The sequence below is a fragment of the Kitasatospora sp. NPDC058478 genome (genome assembly GCF_042720345.1).
Lineage (GTDB): Bacteria > Actinomycetota > Actinomycetes > Streptomycetales > Streptomycetaceae > Kitasatospora.
The window spans coordinates 195,494-201,986 of the sequence record NZ_JBHXML010000002.1 but is presented as its reverse complement, the minus strand read 5'-3'; the positions used below and the strand labels follow the sequence as shown (position 1 = coordinate 201,986).

Sequence of the window (6,493 nt, the reverse complement as noted above, 5' to 3'; positions counted from 1 at the left end):
GTATTTCAGCCTGCCAAACTGTCGGGGGCGGCCGGCCTGGGGGCCCGCGCGGGGCCGCGCACGGCAGTTCGTCAACACGCTGCTGATCGATCGTCAATCCAGTCCTGGTGTCCTGACCGCGTTCCGCAGTCGCATCCGCACGCGGTCCACCGACAACAGGAGATTCCCGTGTCCCACCCGTCCACCACCCGGACCCTCCGCCTCCGTCCGAGCACCGGCACCCGCCGCCGCACCCGGCTGGCAGGCCTGGCGCTCGCCGTCTCCGCGATATCCGCGAGCAGCATCACGCTGCTCGCCGCGCCGGCGAACGCCGCCGTGGTCGAGCAGATGATCACGATCCAGGACCACCAGAACCACAACTCGCTGGCCAGCTCCGACGGCGAGGGCTCCCGGATCGTCGCCCGCAACTACCAGAACGCCTCCACCTCGTTCTGGATCTCCAACAAGCCCGGCGACCGGGTCGACTTCGCCCGCAACGTCAACGGCACCGAGCGGGTGCTGGAGATGGACACCAACGACGGCCGGTCCACCCAGTTCATCCACTGGTGGGCGGGCGACAACCAGCAGTGGACCCTGGAGCCCGCCGCCGGCGGCGGCACCTACCTCCACAACGCCCGCGACAACCGCTGTCTGACCTACCACGGCCTCGACCGGGAGGTCACCGTCGAGAACTGCGACGGCAGCATGTCCCAGCGGTTCGACCTGATCGGGTCGGGCACCGGCCCGGGCCCGGGCCCGGGCACCTCCGTCGAGCAGCGCTTCCTGGACCGGCTCAACACCGTGCGCGCCCAGAACGGCAAGCCGGCGGTGCGCCTCAACCAGACGCTCTCCCAGGCCGCCAAGTGCAACGCCGACCAGATGGACCAGCGTCGCGTCTCCGGCCACTTCTGCGACTCGGGCAGCATCGCGCGGGGCCTCGGCTACGTCGGGAGGGGATTCGGCGAGATCGCCTTCTACGGCCCCACCGACATCGACGCCGCCGTCGACGGCTGGATCAAGTCGCCCGGCCACCTGGGGATCATGCTCGGCGACTACAACGAGGTCGGCCTGGCCCGCACCGGCAACGCCTCCTGGAACGCGGACTTCAGCACCCGCTGACCCCCACCGCGACCGCCCCGCCGGGGCAGCGGCCGACGGTGGTGCCCGGCCGGGGCGGGCGAGCACACTCCGGCGACCGTTGGGGTTCGGCGGGCAGCCGTGACACCACATGCCGGCGCCGGCCAGCCCCTGGAGGGCATGGCCGGCGCCGGTGGACCGGAATTGAGCGAATTCACGTCACAGAAAATTCGACGGCGATCAAATCGCTGCGGGGACTTGCGGTGATGCGGCCGGGCGAATTTCCGTTCGGGTCCCGCTCCGCCGGTTCGTCAGAGGATTTGGATGGAGTTGACCCTCGGCGGGCGGTTCGGGTACGTGATGTCGGTCCAGCGGTTGACCCTCACCGAGTCGCCGTTGGCGTCGGAGTAGACCAGGTCGTTGTTCCCCGTGGAGATCCGGTCGATCCACCACCCGCCGAAGCCGATCGTCCCCCCGTTCGCGTAGCAGTCGACGCTGTCACGGCCGTCGAGGTGCGACCAGATCTTCAGGAAGTCATTGCGGCTCCCGTCACACTGGACGTGGTCGATGGCGAAGGCGTTGCCGGACGGCACGGCCACGGTGAGCGTGGCCGCCGCGGCGAAGGCCATCGCCAACGAGCTCACGACCTTCTTCGCTTTCGAGATCATGGATTCTCCTCAGCCGGATGAAATTTCGAATCGGAGTCCGCTTCGCAACGAGTTTCGGTTGCGTCGTGCTCGATCAGTATCCAGACCGCCTTTGTGAGGGTCAATCGAACAAACCTCGACCTTACTTGTTCTCGGTCATTTCCATCCGGACTTTCGGCGAGGCGTGGGGTGTGTTGTTCTGGTGTGTCGCGAGTGGTTCCGGGGCCGGGCGGACGGGCCGTCGACCGAGATCGCCTACCGGCTGCTCTGACGTGGGGTGATGGTCCGACCGCCGACCGCGTGCGACAGATGTTGGGGGCACCTGGCTGGGAGAGGGGGGTGGGGCTGGCGAGTTCGCGCATGACGTGTCGGGTGTTGCCGGGTGAGGGCGGGGTGGCGTCCTCACGCCCCCGGCCGACCGCCGGGGGCGTGAGGACGAACCGGCCGGGCGGTGAGGTGGCCGAACTCGCTGAGGGTTGTCCCGCAACCAAGGCGCGCAGCGACTCCGTGCCCGTCGAACGCGCGGGTCAGCGGGTGCGGCCGCGGGGCTTGAGGAGGGTGCCGGGGACCTCCGGGGCGGGGCGGCGGTTGCCCGGGTAGCCCTGGACGGCGCCGAAGCGGTCGGTGGCGGCCCTTCATGCTTCGAGATGCCGAGGAACGAAGCACTACGAGGCCTGCGGGCCGCCGCCCCTCCCGGTCGCCATCGCCCGCAGGGCGTCGACGGCGAGGCGGGCGGTGGTGCCGATGGCGGCGTCGGCGGCGGGGAGGGTGATGGTGGTGGCGGCGGCGCGGGTGAAGATGGCGAGGGCGTAGCGGCCGCCGTCGGGGTATTCGACGACGCCGACCTCGTGGCGCAGGGTCGGGAGGGTGCCGGTCTTGCCGTGGACGCGGACGTCGTCGTAGGGGAAGCCGGAGGCGAGGCGGTGCGGCCAGACCTGGAGGCCGAGCAGGCGGCGGAGGGCGGCGCCGTGTTCGCCGGGGCAGGCGTCGCCGTGCCAGAGGGCGGCGAGCAGGGTGGTCATGTCGCGGGCGGTGCTGCGGTTGGTGAAGGTGGGGTCGAGGACTCTGAGGCGGGCGACGACGGCGGGGTCGACGGGGGAGTCGCGGCCGGTGTCCTCGGCGAGGGCGGCGATGAGGTCGCGGAGCTTGTGGACGGCGACGGTGCGGGTCAGGCCGAGGTCGGCCATGGTGCGGTTGACGGTGTCGAGGCCGATCTCGTCCCAGAGGACGTCGGCGGCGGCGTTGTCGCTGACGGCGACGGTCAGGTAGGCGAGGTCGCGCAGGGAGAGCCGGGCGGCGTCGAGCATGGCGGCCAGGCCGGTGCCTCCGGAGGTGCGGCCGGCGGCGGGGACGTCCACCTGCCGGGTGAGGTCGATCCGTCCGGCGGCGGCCTCGCGGAAGAGCGTGACCAGGAGGCAGAGTTTGTGGACGCTGGAGGTGCTGACCGGGGTGTCGGCGTCGAGGGCGATCTCGGTGCCGGTGTCGAGGTCGCGGACGTGCAGCCGGCCGCTGACGCCGGCGTCGGCGAAGGCGGCGGCGATGCGGGCGCGCGCGGTGCGGGCGCCGGCGGGGCGGTCGCCGGATGCGCGGTTGCCGAAGGCGCGGTCGCTGGTCACAGCGGGAACTCCATTGCGGGCCGGGGGAAGAGCGGGGGGTTGGGCGGCTGGGGCAGGAGGCCGCCGTGTTCGGTCAGCGCCTCGTGGGCGGCCTCGGCGAACAGCCGGACGGCGGGCCCGCCGCTCCCGGTCGGCCAGGCCGTGGAGGTGCGCCAGGCCAGCGGGGTGCCGGTCAGCGGACGCCAGACTGTACCCGGTGGCGGTGCGGTGCGTGGCACCAGGGCGACGGCGCTGCCGGTGAGCACGAGTGCGCCCGCGACGTCCGGGCCGGGCGGGTCGACGACGGCCTCGGGAGTGCAGCCGTGCCGGGTCAGGGTGGTGAGCATCTCGTCGTAGAGCGCGGGGGCGGTGGCGCGGGGGAAGAACACCAGGCGCCGGCCGGTCAGTTCGGCCACGGCCAGCTCCGGGCGGTCGGCGTCCGGGCTCCCGGCGGCGAGCAGGACGCCGAGCGGCTGGTGCAGGACCGGCCCGAACGCCAGCCCGGCGGCCGGACACGGGTGGCGGACGACGGCGACGTCCACCGTGTGCTGGGCGAGTTCGCGCGCCATGACCGCGACCGGCAGTTCCCGCAGTTCGAGCCGGGTGCCGGGGGAGGCGCTCTCGAAGCCGGTGAGCAGCGCGGCCAGGACGGCCGGCCCCAGCTCGGGCGGCACGGCCGCGCGCAGGGTGCCCGCCCGGCCGGTGCGCAGGTCGGCGGCGGTGGCGAGGAGGCGGGCGGTGCTCTCCAGCACCTCCTTCGCCTCCGCGAGCAGCAGCAGGCCCGCCGGGGTGAGCTCGACTCCGCGCGGGCCGCGGTCGAACAGGGTCACGCCGAGCTCGCGCTCCAGACGCTTGATCCGCTGGGAGAGCGAGGGCTGGGCGATCCGCAGGCGCTCGGCGGCGCGGCCGAAGTGCCGGTCCTCGGCGACAGCGCGGAAGTGGCGTAGGTGCCCCAAGAGGTCCATGGCCAGCAATCATAGGCATTCTTATATCGATCTCTTCACCATAGTGGTCTTGGACTGATGGCCCGACGGCCTGTTTAGCTGAGGGTGACGACACGAACCACCTGGGAGACCACCGATGACGACTGCCCTCCGCCGCCCCCGTACCGTGCTGCCCGCCGTGGCCCTGCTCGCGGCCACCCTGCTGAGCGGGTGCGGCTCTGCGGGACTCACTAGCCATGCGACTGCCGGCACGCCCGCCGCGGCATCCAGCGCGATGCCTGTGGCGGATACGACGAGTGCTTCCTTCAAGGGGCTTGAGCAGCAGTTCGGCGCCCGCCTCGGCGTGTACGCGGTGGACACCGGCAGCGGCCGGGAGATCGCCTACCGGGCCGACGAGCGGTTCGCGTTCGCGTCCACGATCAAGTCGCTCGCCGCCGGCGCCCTCCTGCGCAAGGCCTCCGACGCGGAGCTGGACAAGGTGGTCGCGTACCGCCAGGAGGACGTGCTGTCGTGGGCGCCGATCACCTCGCAGCACGTCGCCACCGGCATGAAGGTGCGTGATCTGGCCGCCGCCGCGATCCAGTACAGCGACAACACCGCAGCCAACCTCGTCATGGCCGAGCTCGGCGGCCCGGCGGCCGTCCAGCAGTCGCTGCGCGACCTCGGGGACCAGACCACCAGCGTCGACCGCACCGAGCCCACCCTCAACGAGGCGACCCCGGGCGACACCCGCGACACCAGCACCCCCAGCGCCTTCGCCGCCGACCTGCGCCGCTACGCCCTCGGCGACGTCCTCGCGGAGGACCGGCGCCGACTGCTGACCGACTGGCTCGTCGGCAACACCACCGGCGCCCCCTACATCCGCGCGGGCGTGCCCACCGACTGGAAGGTCGGCGACAAGACCGGCAACGGCGGCTACGGCACCCGCAACGACGCCGCCGTCGCATGGCCCTCCGGCGGCCGGAGCCCGGTCGTGATCGTCGTCCTGTCCGACCGCGGCAAGGCCGACGCCACCTCCGACGACGCGCTGATCGCCCAGGCCACCAAGACCGTCGTCGGCGCCCTCGGCTGAACACCCCCGAGCAGCAACACCCCTGACCACCAAGAGCCCTGACCACCAACACCCCCGACCGCCAAGAGCCCTGACCGCCATGAGCGCCGACCACCAGGAGCCCCGACCGCCGTGATCCACCCCACCCGCCGGACCGCCACGGACGCCGACTTCACCAGACGCCGCTTCGCCCAGCTCGCCGCCCTGGGCATCGCCGCCGGAGCCGCGCCGATCGCCGCCTCGGCCCCGGCCTCCGCCTCGACCCCGGCCTCCGCCCCGGCCCCGGCGTCCACCTCCGCGGGTACGCCGTCCGCCTCCCGCCCGCACTACGACCGCGCCCGCCGCCTCGCCGGCGACGACCCCGTGCTGCGCGCCCTGGTGACGGCGCTGACCCCCGGCTCCGACCTTCCCCAACTGCCCGCGCCTGCGCCCGTCAAGCTGTTCGACAACCTCGTGCTCCTGAGCGCGGGTTGGGTCTCCGCGATGGCGGTGCTGACGGACGACGGCATCGTGCTGATCGACGCACTCACCTCCCCGGCCGACGCCGACGGCATCATCGTCCCCGGGCTGCGCGCGGTCGGAGCCGATCCGGCGGCGATCAAGCACGTCGTCCTCACCCACGGCCACTCGGACCACTTCGGCGGCGCGCAAACCTTCGCCGACCGCTACGGTGCCCGCGTGCACATGTCCCCGGCCGACTGGGACCTCCTCGCCCGCACCCGCCCGGCCGACGCCCCCGCCCGGGACCTCGACATCGCGGACGGCGAGCAGCTGACGCTCGGCGGCACGACGATCGAGCTGCACCACACCCCGGGCCACACCCCCGGCACCGTCTCCCCGATCATCCCCGTCCGGGCCGGCCGCCGGCACCACAGCGCGATGCTGTGGGGCGGCCTCAACCCGCCCTCGACGGTGGAGGAACTGCGCACCTTCCTCGCGTCCGTCCAGGCCTTCCGGGCCGTCATGCGCCGGGCGAACGTGGAGGTCGAGCTCTCCAACCACCCGAACGACCACGGCCTCGAACGCGCCGAACAACTGCGCCACCAGCCGCCCGGCGCCGCGAACCCCTTCCTCCTCGGCGGCCCCCGGACGCAGCGGTACATGGCAGTCATGGACGCGATGCTGCGCGGCCGGATCGCCGACGCCGAGGCTCCGACGGCCCGGGCCGTCGCGGCACCGCTCACCTGCTGCTGAGCGTCC

Annotated in this window: 6 protein-coding genes; 3 read left to right on the top strand and 3 right to left on the bottom strand. The window is 72.7% G+C overall.

Translation table 11 applies throughout. The features are described 5' to 3' along the window. Window positions 1-168: 168 nt before the first annotated feature. Window positions 169-1,098, top strand: a complete 930-nt coding sequence (locus ACFWPT_RS01890) for a CAP domain-containing protein (protein ID WP_380478744.1) — start codon at window positions 169-171, stop codon at window positions 1,096-1,098. A gap of 269 nt (window positions 1,099-1,367) precedes the next feature. Here ACFWPT_RS01890 and ACFWPT_RS01885 read toward each other — a convergent pair whose 3' ends face one another. The 3 genes from ACFWPT_RS01885 to ACFWPT_RS01875 all read right to left on the bottom strand — a co-directional run bounded on the left by ACFWPT_RS01885 (window position 1,368) and on the right by ACFWPT_RS01875 (window position 4,263). Further along, window positions 1,368-1,724, bottom strand: a complete 357-nt coding sequence (locus ACFWPT_RS01885) for a beta/gamma crystallin domain-containing protein (RefSeq protein WP_063351953.1) — start codon at window positions 1,722-1,724, stop codon at window positions 1,368-1,370. A gap of 644 nt (window positions 1,725-2,368) precedes the next feature. Then, window positions 2,369-3,319 (bottom strand): serine hydrolase, encoded by a 951-nt coding sequence (locus tag ACFWPT_RS01880; RefSeq protein ID WP_380380050.1) that lies wholly within the window; start codon window positions 3,317-3,319, stop codon window positions 2,369-2,371. After that, complete coding sequence (locus ACFWPT_RS01875; protein WP_363367787.1) at window positions 3,316-4,263, bottom strand: LysR substrate-binding domain-containing protein; 948 nt, start codon at window positions 4,261-4,263, stop codon at window positions 3,316-3,318. Before ACFWPT_RS01875 ends, ACFWPT_RS01880 begins: the two co-directional genes overlap by 4 nt. Before the next feature lie 115 nt (window positions 4,264-4,378). Between ACFWPT_RS01875 and bla the strand changes: the two genes are divergently transcribed. Both bla and ACFWPT_RS01865 read left to right on the top strand, forming a co-directional pair. Beyond that, on the top strand, window positions 4,379-5,314 hold the full coding sequence (bla, locus tag ACFWPT_RS01870) for a class A beta-lactamase (RefSeq protein ID WP_380478742.1): 936 nt from the start codon (window positions 4,379-4,381) through the stop codon (window positions 5,312-5,314). A 111-nt stretch (window positions 5,315-5,425) separates the two neighbouring features. Further along, on the top strand, window positions 5,426-6,487 hold the full coding sequence (locus tag ACFWPT_RS01865; protein WP_380478740.1) for an MBL fold metallo-hydrolase: 1,062 nt from the start codon (window positions 5,426-5,428) through the stop codon (window positions 6,485-6,487). The last annotated feature ends 6 nt before the right edge of the window (window positions 6,488-6,493 follow it).